Annotated in this window: 12 protein-coding genes; 10 read left to right on the plus strand and 2 right to left on the minus strand. The window is 44.2% G+C overall.

The window, feature by feature from the left end:
• The first annotated feature begins 420 nt into the window (after positions 1–420).
• Complete coding sequence (gene pta, locus C7391_RS04755) at positions 421–1,416, plus strand: phosphate acetyltransferase (RefSeq protein WP_133517410.1); 996 nt, start codon at positions 421–423, stop codon at positions 1,414–1,416.
• Between the two features lie 65 nt (positions 1,417–1,481).
• Entirely contained in the window at positions 1,482–2,672 is a 1,191-nt protein-coding gene (locus tag C7391_RS04760; RefSeq protein WP_133517411.1) for an acetate/propionate family kinase, read from the plus strand.
• A gap of 102 nt (positions 2,673–2,774) precedes the next feature.
• On the opposite strand, the gene C7391_RS04765 is transcribed toward C7391_RS04760, so the two are convergent.
• On the minus strand, positions 2,775–3,179 hold the full coding sequence (locus tag C7391_RS04765) for a hypothetical protein (RefSeq protein WP_133517412.1): 405 nt from the start codon (positions 3,177–3,179) through the stop codon (positions 2,775–2,777).
• Positions 3,180–3,553: 374 nt separating this feature from the next.
• On the opposite strand from C7391_RS04765, the gene oadA reads away from it, so the two are divergent.
• The 4 genes from oadA (at position 3,554) to C7391_RS04785 (ending at position 8,604) form a co-directional block, all read left to right on the plus strand.
• Complete coding sequence (oadA, locus tag C7391_RS04770) at positions 3,554–5,311, plus strand: sodium-extruding oxaloacetate decarboxylase subunit alpha (protein WP_133517413.1); 1,758 nt, start codon at positions 3,554–3,556, stop codon at positions 5,309–5,311.
• Between the two features lie 14 nt (positions 5,312–5,325).
• Positions 5,326–6,831, plus strand: a complete 1,506-nt coding sequence (locus C7391_RS04775; RefSeq protein ID WP_133517414.1) for an acetyl-CoA carboxylase biotin carboxylase subunit — start codon at positions 5,326–5,328, stop codon at positions 6,829–6,831.
• Between the two features lie 106 nt (positions 6,832–6,937).
• Positions 6,938–7,912 carry a biotin--[acetyl-CoA-carboxylase] ligase gene (locus tag C7391_RS04780; RefSeq protein ID WP_133517415.1) on the plus strand — a complete coding sequence of 325 codons (975 nt, stop codon included), beginning with the start codon at positions 6,938–6,940 and terminating at the stop codon, positions 7,910–7,912.
• 158 nt (positions 7,913–8,070) lie between these two features.
• Positions 8,071–8,604 carry a hypothetical protein gene (locus tag C7391_RS04785; protein ID WP_166627411.1) on the plus strand — a complete coding sequence of 178 codons (534 nt, stop codon included), beginning with the start codon at positions 8,071–8,073 and terminating at the stop codon, positions 8,602–8,604.
• 119 nt (positions 8,605–8,723) lie between these two features.
• On the opposite strand, the gene C7391_RS04790 is transcribed toward C7391_RS04785, so the two are convergent.
• Positions 8,724–9,359, minus strand: coding sequence for an ArsR family transcriptional regulator (locus C7391_RS04790; RefSeq protein WP_223611000.1), 636 nt, complete (start codon positions 9,357–9,359; stop codon positions 8,724–8,726).
• Positions 9,360–9,495: 136 nt separating this feature from the next.
• On the opposite strand from C7391_RS04790, the gene C7391_RS04795 reads away from it, so the two are divergent.
• The 4 genes from C7391_RS04795 to pyrF all read left to right on the plus strand — a co-directional run bounded on the left by C7391_RS04795 (position 9,496) and on the right by pyrF (position 14,167).
• Positions 9,496–11,328: a DUF2207 domain-containing protein gene (locus C7391_RS04795; protein ID WP_133517417.1), complete on the plus strand. Its 1,833-nt coding sequence runs from the start codon at positions 9,496–9,498 to the stop codon at positions 11,326–11,328.
• Positions 11,329–11,435: 107 nt separating this feature from the next.
• A complete protein-coding gene (locus tag C7391_RS04800) occupies positions 11,436–12,002 on the plus strand; it encodes a LemA family protein (protein WP_133517418.1) in 567 nt (188 codons plus the stop codon).
• A gap of 413 nt (positions 12,003–12,415) precedes the next feature.
• On the plus strand, positions 12,416–13,441 hold the full coding sequence (locus tag C7391_RS04805) for a deoxyhypusine synthase (protein WP_133517419.1): 1,026 nt from the start codon (positions 12,416–12,418) through the stop codon (positions 13,439–13,441).
• A 51-nt stretch (positions 13,442–13,492) separates the two neighbouring features.
• Positions 13,493–14,167 (plus strand): orotidine-5'-phosphate decarboxylase, encoded by a 675-nt coding sequence (gene pyrF / locus C7391_RS04810; protein WP_133517420.1) that lies wholly within the window; start codon positions 13,493–13,495, stop codon positions 14,165–14,167.
• The last annotated feature ends 65 nt before the right edge of the window (positions 14,168–14,232 follow it).

Consider the following 14,232-nt stretch of genomic DNA (forward strand, 5'->3'; position numbering starts at 1 on the left):
TTTAGCAAGAAATTGCACATTCGAAAAAATAAGTCGAATCAAAAACGACTCAATCAAAAACGAACCGAAAAACGAACTAAAAATTAAAAACGATCGAATGAAATAAAAACGGAAAACTGCATCCTCATGCAATCAAACCATTTTAAAAAAGTCTGTTTAATTTGAGCGATCAAACCAAGATAAGATATAGAAACCCACTTGGGAAGCGGTAAATATAAGCCGCCGATACAAAAGGAGAAAAAGCTCAATATGTTTTAACCAAACCGTCGCCGCCAAACATTTCGGCACGGACAGTGACAGCGTAAGCAATATTGTCCGCAAAGGCATTTTTCCAACACGGGACAAAGAATCCGGCGAAGCGTACGGTAAGAAAGGATCAATTTTACGGTTTTATTTCAATTATAATGAGGAGAAAAGGCTATGAATTTTTTGAAAACAATTAAAGAACGCGCAAAAGCCGCAGGCAAGACGATTGTACTTCCCGAAGCCGGCGACATACGCACATTAAAGGCGGCAGACATTATTTTACGCGAAGACATCGCAAAAATCATTTTAATCGGCAATCCGGAAGAAATTCTTGCCAAGGCAGAAGGATTAGACATTTCCAAAGCGACTTTTATTGACCCGGCGAACTATTCTGAAATGGGTACGCTTTCCGCCAAACTGGCCGACCTGCGCAAAGAAAAAGGCATGACACTCGAAGATGCCTCTGATTTGCTTCAAAAAGACTCTTTGTATTTAGGATGCATGCTGGTCAGAGAAGGCATTGCAGACGGCATGGTTGCAGGCGCCGTCAACTCCACCGCAAATGTGATGCGTGCAAGCTTACAGATTCTTAAAACAGCCCCTGGCGTCAAATTAGTTTCCAGTTTCTTTATCATGGTCGTTCCGGACTGTGCCTACGGCGAAGACGGCGTATTTCTCTTTTCCGACAGCGGATTGGTTCAAAACCCGAATGCCGAGGAATTGGCAGCCATTGCCCAAAGCGCAGCAGGCTCCTTCCGCAAACTGGTCGAAGCAGAACCCAAAGTCGCCATGCTTTCCCACTCAACAAAAGGCAGCGCAAGCCACCCCGATGTGGACAAAGTCATTGAAGCGGTGCGTTTGGCAAAGGAAGCCGCCCCTGATCTTTTATTGGACGGCGAGTTTCAGTTGGACGCTGCAATTGTTCCGGAAATCGGCAAGCAGAAAGCACCTGACAGTCCTATTGCCGGCAAAGCCAATGTGTTGGTGTTCCCGGATTTGGATTCAGGCAACATCGGTTACAAATTGGTGGAAAGATTGGCAAAAGCCGAAGCGTACGGGCCGATTACACAAGGAATCGCAAAACCTGTCAACGACCTTTCCCGCGGCTGCACCGCTGAAGATATTGTCGGCGTGACAGCGATTACAGCCGTACAAGCCATTAAAGACTAAATGCGCAAAGCGCAGCCCCTTATGCAAATTATCAATAAAAACGTCAACGTAGGAGGAATACGATTATGAACATATTGGTTTTAAACTGCGGCAGCTCGTCGCTGAAATATCAATTATTAAACATGGATACAGAAACATTATTGGTTAAAGGCTTGTGCGAACGCATCGGCATTGACGGCTTTTTAAAACATGAGCGCGGCGACCAAGTGTATGAAGCAAATCTGCCCATGCCCGACCATGAAGCGGCTGTTAAAATCGTTTTGGACGCGCTTTTGGATGCCGAACACGGTGTGTTAAAATCCATGGATGAAATCCACGCTGTCGGACACCGTGTCGTTCACGGCGGCGAACAGTTCAGTGATTCTATTTTGATTGATGAAGAAGTCGAACACGTCATTCACAAATGCGGTGACTTGGCGCCTTTACACAATCCGTCAAATCTTGTCGGCATCCGCGCCTGCAAGCATATTATGCCGAACGTTCCGCAAGTGGCTGTTTTTGACACGGCGTTCCATTCAAGCATGCCGAAAAAAGCGTATCTCTACGCCATTCCTTACGAATATTATGAAAAACATAAAATCAGAAAGTACGGTTTCCACGGCACCAGCCACAAATACGTGTCTATGAGGGCCGCAGAACTCTTGAATAAACCCTATGACGAATTAAAAATCATCACCTGCCACCTCGGAAACGGTGCCAGCATTTGCGCTGTCGATTGCGGCCGCTCGGTTGACACGTCTATGGGAATGACACCGCTCGAAGGCTTAATCATGGGAACGCGCAGCGGCGACATCGACCCCGCCGTCATTCCGTTCATTATGCAAAAAGGACATTTGACCGTTCAGGAAACAATTGATCTTTTGAACAAAAAATCCGGGGTGTTGGGTGTCTCAGGCGTTTCCAGCGACTTCAGAGATATTGGCGCAGCAGCGGCAGAAGGCAATGAGCAGGCCCAGGCAGCACTGGACTCTTACTGGTACCGTGTCGCTCGCTACATTGGCAGCTACACAGCGTCAATGAACGGCGTTGATGCCATCGTGTTCACAGCGGGCGTTGGCGAAAACCACATTCAGACGCGAGAAGAAGTCTGTAAATATTTGACCTATCTCGGCGTTGATGTTGATACGGCGAAAAATGATGTGCGCGGCAAGGAAGTTGACTTTTCAAAAGACGGCGCAAAAGTGCGCACATTGGTGATTCCCACCAACGAAGAATTAGTCATTGCCAGAGACACAAAACGTATCGTGTCGAATTAAATTTTAAAAAATTAACAAATCATTCAAAAATAAAAAAAATCAATGAAAAACGGAAGAAAATCGTGAAGAAGTCAAATTTCTTCCGATTTTTTTATTTTCATTTTATTTTGTTCCGTTTTGACCTTTCATAATCATCTGATATGTCGGCAGATTAAACGGATTTGAATTGGAATAGCCGGTAATTGTTTTGACAATATCCGACATTTTCTTGTAAGCAATCGGGCTTGCATTCTCTGTCACGTGTTTTCTTAAATCTTCAACGTCGTAATCGTTGCTGTTTCCGTCGACTTTGAATTGGAAAACGGAAATACATTTCAAATTCAAAGAGCCGTCATCGGAATTGATTTCAATCATATATTCAAGAATACAAGGCTTGCTTAAGTCGCCGATGGGAACTTTGACGTTCGTTCCGGTTTTAATCTGCATATTGACAGCGCCGGCAACCGGATTATATTCATATTCCAAACGGCGGAGAGAATGATTGAGTAATCTGCATTTTTTAAACATTTGAATCCCTTGTTTCTTAACGAATCAATAAAATGACTAACTGACTAATTGATAAACTGACTGATGAAATGACTGATGGAATGACTGATAAAATGACTGATAAAGATTTGATAAAAAAAATCAATAAAAGAAATACAGCTGATTTTTATTAATGTCTTTTGTATCGGATAATATTTCATATAAAACGGCAGCGTGGTGACTGATTTTGATATTGTAAACTCGGCGGTAATTTATTTATAGTTTACATTCTTTTTTGTTTCACTTTAATGAACCGATTCTGTTTTTGCCGCTTTAAAATCAAAGAGGCAACCGAACAGATGTGAATGAAAAAAACGAATTATTGCTTATCATTTTTACATGGGAGGGCTAAAATTATGGCCGTTAAAATTACAGAAACCGCTCTTCGTGACGCACACCAGTCTTTAATCGCGACACGCATGAGAACCCGCGATATTTTAGATATCGTGGAACAGTTAGATGATGTCGGATACTGGTCGCTTGAGATGTGGGGCGGCGCAACGTTTGACACAAGCATCCGCTATCTCAATGAAGATCCGTGGCAGAGACTTCGCGACATCAAATCGCGCATGAAGAAAACGCCTGCGCAGATGCTCCTTCGCGGACAGAACTTAGTCGGCTATCGCCATTATTCCGACGACGTCGTTGAAAAATTCGTGACAAAAGCGCACGAAAACGGCATTGATATTTTCAGAATTTTTGACGCGCTCAACGATTTCAGAAACATTGAAACATCTGTCAGAACCGCTAAAAAGGTTGGCGCGCACGTTCAGGGAACGGTCAGCTACACCATCAGCCCCGTTCACACGCCCGAGACATTTATTAAAATGGCAAAACAGCTCGAAGAAATGGATTGCGATTCGATTTGTATCAAAGACATGGCAGGTCTTTTGTCACCGGCAGCAGCGTCCGAGATTGTTTCCGGCATGAAGAAAGAAGTGTCGATTCCGATTTGCGTTCACTCCCATTGTACTTCCGGCATGGCGCCTGTGATGTATTACGCGGCAGTTGAAGCCGGCGCGGACATCATTGACACCGCTATTTCCCCGTTCGGCTGGGGCAGTTCACAGCCGCCGACAGAAGCGATGGTTGCGTCCCTCATGGGAACAAAATACGACACCGGCATTTCACTTGAGAAATTCAATGAAATTACGCCGTTTTTCAGAAACTTAAAGGACAAATACAACTCCATCTGCGACCCGATTTCAGAAACGATTGACGCCAATGTCATTCTTTACCAGATTCCGGGCGGCATGCTTTCCAATTTGGTTTCTCAGCTCAAAGAGCAGAATGCGCTTGACAAATACATGGATGTTCTGGCCGAAATGCCGCGCGTCCGTGAAGAACTCGGCTATCCGCCGCTTGTCACGCCGACCAGCCAGATTGTCGGAACCCAAGCCGTTTTAAATGTCATCATGGGCGAGCGCTACAAAGTGATTCCGAAAGAAGTCAAGGACTATGCGCGCGGTTATTACGGCAAAACGCCGGTTCCGATGTCTCCTGAAATGATTTCACTCATCATCGGCGACGAACAGCCGATTACTGTCAGACCGGGCGACCAGATTCCGCCGGAATATGAAAAGATGAAGAAAGAAGCCGAAGAAATGGGCATCGCCAAGTCTGAAGAAGATGTTTTGACTTACATTTTATATCCTGCAATCGCGCCGAAATTCCTCAAAGGCGAAGCCGAAGAAGAAGAACTCGTTTGCGGATGCAGTATCCCGAGCTCAGGCAGTGTCAACACAGCAGGCATTCCGACAGAATACCGCGTGGAAGTGGACGGCAGCGTGTTTGATGTCAAAGTCGAGCCGACCGGATACAGCATTGTTGCAGCCGACGGCGGAAATGCCGGAAGCAAAGCAGCACCTGCGGCGGATGAAAAGAAATCCAAAGCGGATTTGCCGGGAGCGGTTGTCAGTTCCATGCAGGGAATGATTCTTTCGATCAAAACCAAAGTCGGTGAACAGGTAAATGAAGGCGATACCATTTGCGTCATTGAAGCGATGAAAATGGAAAACGCTGTCAGTGCGCCCAAGTCCGGCGTTGTGAAAGAAATCATTGTTGCCGAAGGTGACACGGTTACCGGCGGCGACGCGCTGATGATTATCGAATAAGCGGAGGAACAGGAATGTTTCAAAAAATCCTTGTCGCAAACCGCGGTGAAATTGCGATTCGTGTCATGCGCGCCTGCCGTGAAATGGATATCAAGACAGTGGCTGTTTATTCCGATGCGGATAACAAAGCACTTTTCGCGATGTACGCGGATGAAGCGGCTTACGTCGGCAAAGCGCCGGCCAGCCAAAGTTATCTGAACATGGAAAAAATTCTCGAAGTCGCGAAACAAACCGGCTGCGATGCGGTTCACCCCGGCTACGGTTTCTTATCCGAAAACGCGAAATTCGCAAGACGCTGCGAAGAAGAAGGCATTACCTTTATCGGTCCGTCCGCTGAGGTTATTGAAAAGCTCGGCAGCAAAATCGAGTCGCGCAAAATCGCAAAGGCGGCAAACATTCCGACCGTTCCGGGAACGGAAGATGCTGTCGAAGATGCCGATGAAGCCATTGCGGTTGCCAAAGAAATCGGCTATCCTGTTTTAATTAAAGCATCTGCCGGCGGCGGCGGTATCGGGATGCGCGTTGTTAACAGCGAAGAAGAATTCAAAGACGCACTTGAATCCACCATGAGAATGGCCGGATCCGCTTTCGGGGACCCTTCCGTTTTTATTGAAAAATACATTTTAGAGCCGCGTCACATTGAAATTCAAATTATGGCCGATAAGTTCGGCAACGTGATTTATTTGGGCGACCGTGAATGTTCCATTCAGCGCCGTCACCAAAAATTAATTGAAGAAGCACCGTCGCCGATTATGACGGACGAACTTCGCAAAGAGATGGGGGAAGCCGCCATCCGCGCTGCAAAAGCAGTCGGCTATTCCAATGCCGGAACGGTGGAATTCATTTATTCCAACGGCAAATACTATTTCCTCGAAGTGAACACGCGTCTTCAAGTTGAGCACGGCATCACGGAATTGATTACGGGCGTTGACTTGGTCAAAGCGCAGATTCGCGTTGCGGCAGGCAAAGAACTCGGCATAAAGCAGGAAGATGTTTCCATTCGCGGCCACGCGATTGAATGCCGTATCAATGCGGAAGATCCGCTCAACGATTTCGCGCCGTCTCCCGGTAAAATCAGAAGATACAGATCTTCCGGCGGCCCGGGCATTCGTGTCGACAGCGGTGTTCATACAGGCTATACGATTTCGCCTTATTATGATTCTATGATTTCCAAGCTGTGCGCTTACGGTGCCGACCGCGATGAAGCGATTGCCCGTATGAAGCGCGCGCTTTACGAATATGTGGTCATCGGCGTGACAACGAACATCCCGTTCCACAAAGCGGTCATGGAAAACGAAGAATTCCGCAAAGGAAATCTTTCAACCCGATTCATTGACGACAACAACATTGTTGATGCGATTAATGATGTTTTGAAGAGAGATTCCGCAAAAGGTGCAACGCTTGCTTCGGCTTTAGACAATGAAGAAGTTGTCGTTGCCGCAATTACGGCAGCGGTCGGCAGCTATATTGCCAACATTGCGGAAATCGAGAACAAGAAGACGGGATCGAAAAAGAAATAACCGGATGTAAACATGCATCTGATTTATTTGGTTAACAAATCCAAATTTATATAAACTTGGAAATAGAGAATAAGATGCTAAGGCAAGGAGCCGGGGGAAACTCGGGATGAAAAGCAAAAGATCAGAAATTATCAATGCATTTAAAGCCGCAAACGGCAAAGCCATTTCAGGGGAAGAGCTGGGCAAAGAGCTCGGCATTTCAAGAACGATGGTGTGCAAATATATTAAAGGCTTAAAGGACGACGGCTATGAAATTTCATCAGCCCCGAAAAAGGGTTATGTTTTAAAATCCGTCCCCAAGCTGCTTTATCCCGAAGAAATTTTGTCGGGCTTAAAGACAACGCTTTTCGGCAAAAACATTCACTATTATGATGAAGCCGGCTCGTCCAATGATATCGCGAAAAAACTTGCGCCGACGGCGGAAGAAGGAACGATTGTCGTGGTCGAACAGCAAACCGGTGGCCGCGGCCGTCTCGGCAGGCAATGGGCATCTCCGAAAGGCGGCATTTGGTTTTCAACCATTTTGAAGCCGCGCATCGCGCTCAGTGCCGCGTCACGCCTCACGCTGACATTCGGTCTCAGTGTCACCAAGGCACTTCGCGAATTCGGTTTTGACGCAAAAATCAAGTGGCCGAATGACGTTTTGGTCAACGGCAAGAAAGTCTGCGGCATTTTAACGGAAGTCGACGCTGAAATTGACACCGTTGAATTCGTGGTTATCGGCATCGGCATCAACGCCAACATGAGCTTGAAAGACATTCCGGAAGAGCTTCGCGAAAATTCAACCACGCTTCGCGACGAAGGCGGAAAAAGTATTGACCGCGTTGAGTTCCTTCAAAAACTTCTCTTTGAAATGGAACAGGAATACATTCGCTTCAGCACCCGTCCGTTCAGCGAAATCATGGAAGAAATCATTACGCTTTCCGATACGATCGGCCGTGAAGTCACGGTAAATATGCCCAACAGAATCGCAGAAGGAACCGTTGTCGGCATTTCAAAGACAGGCGCGCTTCTCTTGAAGAGAACAGACGGTGAAATTGAAGAAATTATTGCCGGCCGCTGTATATATACAAAGAAATAATATGTTTTATTGTGAAAAACGGGGATGAAACAATTCGACTCAAGCCGATTGTATTTCGAGAAACACAAACCGTCCGAAGACGGGTTTTTATTTTATTTTCCGTCTTTTTACTTTTGTGTGCTGCTGTTCCCGCAAATGCTGAAAAAGAACAGAATATTTTGATTTCGGATGATTATCAAATCATGCGTGACGGAGATGTTCTGAAATTCGAGCAAGGGTATGAGATTACGCTGAAAGGGTTCGGATCCGACACCGTTTTGGTTGAATTCCGCAACAATTACAACAAAGAACTTTCGATGGGAAGTGTTGCGTTAAAAGAAGGCGAAACAGTCCAATGTTATCGAATTTTAGACAACAATAATAAAACGGAAATTTTGATGATGACGTTGGATAAGCTTTATTTGAATAATTCTCAAGTGATTGTCGGCTTTTCCCACATTTATCAGTTCGAAGACGGATATACGCGGTACACGGAAGAAACGGTTTGGACATTTGACACAGCCGTTTTGGATGACCCGTCAGTTCCTCAAAAGCCGGGCAATACGGATAAGGATAACAATATCGGACCGGATTATGTCAACGAACCGCTTTATATTATAGTAGCCATCGGTCTTGCCGCAGCCGCTTTAATAATTCTCAGCGTTTTTTTCAAGAGAAAAACAAAAAAGAAAAGCGTTAAACGAACCCGATAAATTAAAATGAGAAATTAATCAAAACGAAAAACTAACAAAAAATAAACAAAACAAAAAATAAACAAAACAAAAAATAAACAAAAATGAAAAAACAAATAAACAAAAAAAATGAAAAGCCGTTAAATCAGGCTTTCATAATATCCTTTTCTTTTTTCTTTGTCGTCGTCTTTTTTGACGGAAACAATCAATTTTTTCTTGGTTACGGGCTCTAACCGTTTCCATTCGACAACCGCATCTTCTTCTAAAATGAAATCTTCAGCGCGCTTGTCAATGAGTTTGCCGTTGACTTCATAGAGGTAGAATCCTTCTTCGCCGTCGGCCGCGACAATAAAATCTTTGCCGTCAATGTTTTTAACTTCGACCACGGAAACGGTTTTGAACGCCTCCATTAAAGTTGTTCCTTTGTCGACTTCCAATCGTTTAACAGGCGCGAACGGATCAAAAGCACCGGTAAAGTTCTTTTTCTTCAAAGAAAAAACATGGGTTTTGCCGTAAATTTTCCGCTCAATCAAGTCAGCGTCTTCCAAGACTTTAATGTGTTTGGAAGCCACGGGAACCGAAATTCCTAAATTGCGGGCGATGGCCGAAATATGCATATCTTCCTCAGCCAAAATCTGAAGAATTTTTTGGCGCATTTGACTGGAAACAGCTGCAAACATTTGCGTGCTTTCCGTCTGTGATTCTTCTTTAGGCGCACGGCCGCTTTTTTTAGATTTTTGAGCAGTTCCTTTTGAAGAAACGGAGTTTGTTGCCATAAGTCGAATTCCTCGTTGAAAGAGATAAGTTTTATTAGAATATGAATAAATTAAGTCTGTAATTTATGTATTTAATCTTATTAACTAAGATATATAAACTTAACATTTCAAATTTTAAAATGTTTCAGGAGATTTTATGACTCAGAATACATGTTTTTTGAAAAGGACTGCGATTGCAGCCATATTTGCAGCATTGTTTTTATTGATGTTGAGTTCACCGGCGCTCGCTTATACAATGGAAAACGCCGATGTAAACATAACAATCGATGAAAACGGAGTTGTCTATGTTCATGAAATAATCACATTCAGAACAGAGCAATGGGAAGAGTTTACAGAAGCATATCGTTACGTTCAAACAAACTCCGACATTACCATTCAAAATGCAACCGGATATTTGGAAGGATATGAAACCGGACAATTCTATGTACAAAAAGTTCAGGGCGGATACGAACTTATTTGTAAATTACCGCAACCGATTCCGAGAGAAATCGTGATGGTTATTTCTTATGAATATTATGGCGGTATCAATGTTTATAACGATATTACTGAGTTTAATTACAATATTTGGGGCGATAATTGGGGCGAGCCGATTCAAAATTTAAACGCGAATATTACGTTTTTGAATGTTCCGAATCAAACAATTGACGGGGAACATACCGTTCTTTATTGGTCTCACCCGTTTGCGTATACAACAGAATTCAGTGACCATGTCGTGAATTCGACTGCTGACGCAAAGACAATTTTATTTTCATTTAATGCAAAAGATATTCCGTCTTACACGCGCTGTGATGTCAGAATCGCAAGTCCGCGGTTAGAGTCTCCGGACAGTTCTTATGTAAACATTATCAGCAAAGATGGCTTACAAGAGATAATGGATCAAGAGGCGCAATACGAAAGAAAAGCTTTGTATTCGTATTTGTTTTTGGGGCTTCAAATATTAATTATCCTAATTTGTATTGCAGCACCGCTATACATTTACAACAAATACGGAAAGGAACACAAAGTCGACTATACGGCACTTTACGAAAGAGAAATTCCGACTGACACGAAACCGGCAATCGTTAATGCGATTATTGCCGGTCATGGTAAACCGAATATGGATGGATTTGTTTCAACCATTATGAGTTTGGTTGACAAAGATTATCTGTCAATCCGAGAGGTTGATAAAACAAATTGGAGAAATAAATCATCCAAGGAAGTGATTTTAAAATTCGAGTCTCCCGAAGATAACAATTTAGAAGACTTTGAAAGAGATGTTTACAGATTCTTGAAAAGATATGAGACAAACGATGAAATTGAATGGACGGCGTTTCAAAAGAAATTGGGATCAAATGATTCATTCTATAATTTCTTGAACAGCTGGGATTCGAAAATAGAATCAAGAGCTCAATTCTCAAAGTATTTCGATGAAACCGGAAACAAGAAAATTACCGGTATAGGATTGGCAGCAATTATCAGCTCGGTTCTGTTATTCTTCATTTCAGAAGCCGTTGCTCCATCCTCCGAGTTTCCCTCAACGTCCTATATATCCGGATTTGTTGCAATTTGTTTCATTTTGGGCGTTTTCTTGATTGTTTATCCGATTATTTGGAAGAGATCTATGGGTCAATGGACACCGGAAGGACGTGTTTTCTATTTAAAATGGAAGAATTTTGAAAAATATTTGACAGATTATTCGCTGATTGAAAAATATCCGCCGGCATCTGTGATTATTTGGGACCATTACATTGTGTATGCAATGGCTCTTGGTGTTGCCGAAGAAGCTCTTAAAAATATGAATTTGGCTGTTCCGACAGCACAAATGTCATCCAGCCGATTTGGAGTTATTTACTATTATCCGCTTTTCTATTCGGGAATGGGACGCGCTTACGCATCCTCTACGCCAAACAGCAATGGCGGTGGCGGCGGCAGCTTTGGCGGCGGCGGCATCGGCGGCGGGTTCGGTGGCGGCGGCGGTGGTCTCCGCTGACCTCCTCCCCTATTTCATGAAAAGACGATGAATATAAGAATCAGAACCGCTAAAATAAACAAAAGGTGGTTTGTAACCAAACGAAAACAAATAAAGGAGAAATAAAAATGGCAACCGGTACAATTATTGCAATTGTTTTAATCGTTTTGCTTTTGATTATTCTCGTTGCGATTGCAGCGATGTATAACGGATTAGTGAAAAGCAGAAATTTTGTTGAAAACGCTTGGAGTCAGATTGATGTTCAGCTGAAAAGAAGATATGATTTGATTCCGAATTTGGTTGAGACGGTCAAAGGTTACGCAAGCCACGAAAAAGAAACGCTTGAAAAGGTAATCGCTGCCCGCTCGGCAATGAACAGCGCGAATACGCCTCACGAAAAAGCAGAAGCGTCCAACATACTTTCATCTACTTTGAAAAGCTTGTTCGCCGTTGCCGAAGCTTATCCGGATTTGAAGGCCAATACCAACTTCCAGGATCTTCAAAAACAATTGAGAGACACGGAAGATAAAATCGCTTACGCGCGTCAGTTCTACAACGACACCGTGACGAAATACAACAATTCGATTCAAACAATTCCGAGAAACATTATTGCAAAACTCTTCGGCTTTGAAAAGAAAGAGTTGTTCGATGCCGGACCTGAAGAAGTTCGGGAAGCACCGAAAGTTCAGTTTTAAACAAAAATCGTTCGCTTCGCTCACGATTTTTCAAGGCGGGGGGAGGGAGGTGTTTGCAGAAAATGCCTCGCTTCGCTCGTCATTTTTTTGGCTTCGCCGTCGATTTCATCCGGTGTTTATTTAAAATCGCTGCGCGATTTTTATGCGGCTTGCGCCGCTTCGAAACAGTGCACAGAACAATACTCTGTTAAGCGGCGGTCGCCGTTGTGCGCGAACCGTTCGACTTTTCGAAAAATAAATCAAAATTCGTATTCGGTTTTTGTAAAAAAATGAGATTCTCAACTCTTTTTGTATTTGAAAAACCTGCTCCTTATTTTTAAACAATCGGTTGATTTAAATTGTTTGTTTCGTTAGTTCTTTCATTAAATTTCAACTTATTTTACTCAATTTTATTCAATTTCAGAGGATTTTAAATGCATATTACGGAAGGACAAAGCAAATTGGTTAAACCGATTGTGCCGGCTGAAATTTCAGCGGAAATGGATTTGGACGCGTTCGTGGCTGCGCTCTCCAGCTGCGGATTCGGTGCCAGAAGAATCGGAAAGGCGGCAGACATTTACACGGAAATGCTTTCGGATGAAAAAGCAGTCAAGTTTTTCGGCCTCGCGGGCGCCATGGTTCCTGCAGGCATGCGTAAAATCATTGCGGATTTGATTCGTGACGGTCATATCAATGTGCTTGTGACAACCGGCGCGAATATGGTTCATGATGCGCTTGAAGGGCTTTATATGCCGCATTATGTCGGCGACGATATGGCCAACGATGTCGAGCTCAGAAAAGAAGGTATTGACCGCATCTACGATGTTTATTTGCCTGATAATCATTTTGAAGATTTTGAAGAATTTATGCAGGAAATCATTGCGGAACTGCCGACGGAAAAACCGGTTTCTATTGTCGAATTTATGCGTCACATGGGAAAGAACATTGACAATCCGGATTCCATTTTGCGCGCGGCGTATGATATGAATGTGCCGGTTTACTGCCCGGCGTTTCCGGACTCCGTCATCGGTCTTCAGTCTTGGCTTTACAAAGAAACGAATCCGCTTGTCATTGACGCGCTCGGCGACATGCATGATTTAATGGACATCTGCTGGGAGGCTGAGCGGGCCGGCGCGGTTTTTGTCGGCGGCGGCGTTCCGAAAAATTTCATTTTCCAAACCATGCTTGTGACACCGCGTGAATTTGATTACGCGATTCAGCTGACGATGGACACACCGCAGACCGGCGGTTTGTCCGGCGCGACGCTTGATGAAGCGGTTTCGTGGGGCAAAACCAATGCCGAATCCAAGATGGTGACTGTTTATTCCGACGCGACAATTACGCTTCCGCTGATGGTCGGCGCGGCCAGATCCCGATTGAAAAAGAGGGAAAAAGCGGGCGGCAAACCGGAAAAAAGATGTGAAGCCGATAAAGACGGGTTGACATATCCGACGGACTGAGGAGAAACGATTGAAGAAGGTCGATTAAGGGAGACTGATTGAGGGAATACAATGGCAGATAAAAACAAATTACAGAGAAAAACCGGCATTATTTTGGCATTGGATGTCACGGATGAAGCAAGCGCGCTTGAAATTACGGCAGCTGTTGCTGACTTGGTGGATGCCGTTAAAATCGGATATCCGCTTGTTCTCGGAACCGGACTTTCGATTGTTTCAAAATTATCAAAATACGCGCCGGTCATCGCCGACTTTAAAGTCGCCGACATTCCGAATACGGATCATTTGATTTGCGAACATGTGTTCAAAGCCGGCTGCGCCGCAGTGATCGTTCAGGGATTCACCGGTCCGGACAGTTTATCGGAATGCGTCAAAACGGCAACCGCTTTTGACGGAAAAGTATTCGTTGTTTCCGAAATGAGTCATCCCGGCGGCAGCTACTTTTTCACCGACGAAATTTCAAAAGAGATTGCAGGCCTTTCCAGAAAATACGGTGCCTTCGGAATTGTCGCGCCGGCCACCCGTCCTGAACGCGTGAAAGAATTGCGTGCTGTCATTGGTGACGATTTGAAGATTATTTCTCCGGGCGTCGGTGCTCAAGGCGGCAGCGCGGCGGATACAATCAAAGCGGGCGCAGACTGGGTGATTGTCGGGCGCAGCATTTACAATGCTGAAAATCCGAGAGACGAAGCGATGAAAGTGAAGGTTGAAATTGAAAAATTGATTTAAGGTGATTGAATCCTAGATTTGATTGAATCAAAATGCCGATGATGAGAGTTTTGGCTGATTTAGTG

Origin of the sequence: Methanimicrococcus blatticola (genome assembly GCF_004363215.1) — an archaeon.
In the GTDB taxonomy this organism is placed as follows: domain Archaea; phylum Halobacteriota; class Methanosarcinia; order Methanosarcinales; family Methanosarcinaceae; genus Methanimicrococcus; species Methanimicrococcus blatticola.

What these genes read in the sequence shown, in the direction of transcription:
- C7391_RS04760 (WP_133517411.1), top strand. Translation starts at nt 1,482, where the DNA reads ATGAACATATTGGTTTTAAACTGCGGCAGCTCGTCGCTGAAATATCAA.
- C7391_RS04780 (WP_133517415.1), top strand. Translation starts at nt 6,938, where the DNA reads ATGAAAAGCAAAAGATCAGAAATTATCAATGCATTTAAAGCCGCAAAC.
- C7391_RS04775 (WP_133517414.1), top strand. Translation starts at nt 5,326, where the DNA reads ATGTTTCAAAAAATCCTTGTCGCAAACCGCGGTGAAATTGCGATTCGT.
- pta (WP_133517410.1), top strand. Translation starts at nt 421, where the DNA reads ATGAATTTTTTGAAAACAATTAAAGAACGCGCAAAAGCCGCAGGCAAG.
- C7391_RS04805 (WP_133517419.1), top strand. Translation starts at nt 12,416, where the DNA reads ATGCATATTACGGAAGGACAAAGCAAATTGGTTAAACCGATTGTGCCG.
- C7391_RS04790 (WP_223611000.1), bottom strand. Translation starts at nt 9,359, where the DNA reads ATGGCAACAAACTCCGTTTCTTCAAAAGGAACTGCTCAAAAATCTAAA.
- C7391_RS04800 (WP_133517418.1), top strand. Translation starts at nt 11,436, where the DNA reads ATGGCAACCGGTACAATTATTGCAATTGTTTTAATCGTTTTGCTTTTG.
- C7391_RS04765 (WP_133517412.1), bottom strand. Translation starts at nt 3,179, where the DNA reads ATGTTTAAAAAATGCAGATTACTCAATCATTCTCTCCGCCGTTTGGAA.
- pyrF (WP_133517420.1), top strand. Translation starts at nt 13,493, where the DNA reads ATGGCAGATAAAAACAAATTACAGAGAAAAACCGGCATTATTTTGGCA.
- oadA (WP_133517413.1), top strand. Translation starts at nt 3,554, where the DNA reads ATGGCCGTTAAAATTACAGAAACCGCTCTTCGTGACGCACACCAGTCT.
- C7391_RS04795 (WP_133517417.1), top strand. Translation starts at nt 9,496, where the DNA reads ATGACTCAGAATACATGTTTTTTGAAAAGGACTGCGATTGCAGCCATA.